Below are 1,319 nucleotides of genomic sequence, written 5' to 3'. Positions count from 1 at the left end.
TTGGTCTGGAATAGCTCCGTTCTTTAACTTTCCGGAAGTCATTAGAAAAGCGATTTACACTACTAATGCTATTGAATCAACTAACCGTCAAATTTGTAAAATTATGAAAAATAAGAGGGTATTTCCAGATAATAAATTGATTCAGAAAATAATATTTTTAGCATTGACAAATGCTTCTAAAAATGGACAATGCCTATTAAGAATTGGGCCATGGCTTTAAATCAATTTGCTATACTTTGTGATACTAATTTACAAAATTGGGCAAATGGAAAAATCGTACTTACACAAAAATTCTGACAGACCCCGATTTCAATTTATAACCCCTCAGCTTATAGCTGAGCGTTGTTTAGTTGCCTATGCTATACGTTCTGAAAATCCTGCTTTAGCTGACGAAATGCTTGGTTTTAAACCTGCTTTTCTTAATGTCATATATACCTTTGCTTGTTGGTGTGTTATTCTTTTCCCAGACATCTTTGCAATTAATTAAATTATTTTAGATGTCTATTTTATTACCGGCAAAGAAAGCTGTCACCCCTAGGCAATTATATCTGTCATTTCATAGACAATGGCAATTAGCAAAATAAAATCTTTTTTATGACCGATACAGTAGTATCAATATTCTTATAGCTTATATCCTTTTGAGTTATAACTCTGATCTTATCCAATATGATAGGCATCCTTATTCCATATTCTTGTATCAAGATATCTACTAGTTGTTTTTCAGATACAGAAGTATTAACTAATGTAAAATATGCTATGTTAGTTTTATACAAATTTGGATCTATAGCAATTTGTTCTATGTTACTTAAATATTCTACTAAATAATTTGTTTGTTTATGATCTTCTTCTAAGGAATTCATATTATTTTTAAGCCATACAAGCATCCAGCTGCAATAATACCGGCTCGGTGCATTCCACCACCAATTTAAAATTTATAGTACCAGGCTTGCTCAATAAATGTTTCACTACCAGCTAGTACAGCACCCATAGGTGCCCTCAGTCCCTTACTAAAATCAACAAACACAGAATCAAAATAATCTGCATATTCTTTTGGAGAAATCTTAGTATAAGCACAAGCATTAAATAACCTAGCTCCATCTAAATGAGTTAAGACATTATTTGCTCTACATAATTTGGAAATATCTTTAATATATTCTAAAGGCCATATAGCACCACCACCAAAGTTTGTGGTTTGTTCAATTGATACTAATCTAGCTTTTGGTATGTTTCTTTAGTTAGGACGAATAACAAACTCTCTAATTTGATCTACCGTAAATACACCTCTATTTCCTTTTATTGGTAATGGAGTGGCATGTGCT

The 1,319-nt window shown here is 31.8% G+C and carries 3 protein-coding genes; 1 reads left to right on the top strand and 2 read right to left on the bottom strand.

The annotated features are described in order from the left end of the window. A partial coding sequence (locus tag REIS_RS14720) for a transposase (protein WP_179943717.1) occupies window positions 1-220 on the top strand: 220 nt, incomplete at its 5' end. A 352-nt stretch (window positions 221-572) separates the two neighbouring features. On the opposite strand, the gene REIS_RS16215 is transcribed toward REIS_RS14720, so the two are convergent. Together REIS_RS16215 and REIS_RS16210 are read right to left on the bottom strand one after the other, a co-directional pair. Further along, window positions 573-884 carry a hypothetical protein gene (locus REIS_RS16215; protein WP_050755413.1) on the bottom strand — a complete coding sequence of 104 codons (312 nt, stop codon included), beginning with the start codon at window positions 882-884 and terminating at the stop codon, window positions 573-575. 41 nt (window positions 885-925) lie between these two features. After that, window positions 926-1,168, bottom strand: a complete 243-nt coding sequence (locus REIS_RS16210; protein WP_241760979.1) for a beta-eliminating lyase-related protein — start codon at window positions 1,166-1,168, stop codon at window positions 926-928. Window positions 1,169-1,319: the final 151 nt, after the last annotated feature.

It is taken from the genome of Rickettsia endosymbiont of Ixodes scapularis (assembly GCF_000160735.1).
Classification (GTDB): domain Bacteria; phylum Pseudomonadota; class Alphaproteobacteria; order Rickettsiales; family Rickettsiaceae; genus Rickettsia; species Rickettsia tamurae.
This window is presented reverse-complemented; position numbering and strand designations above follow the sequence as displayed.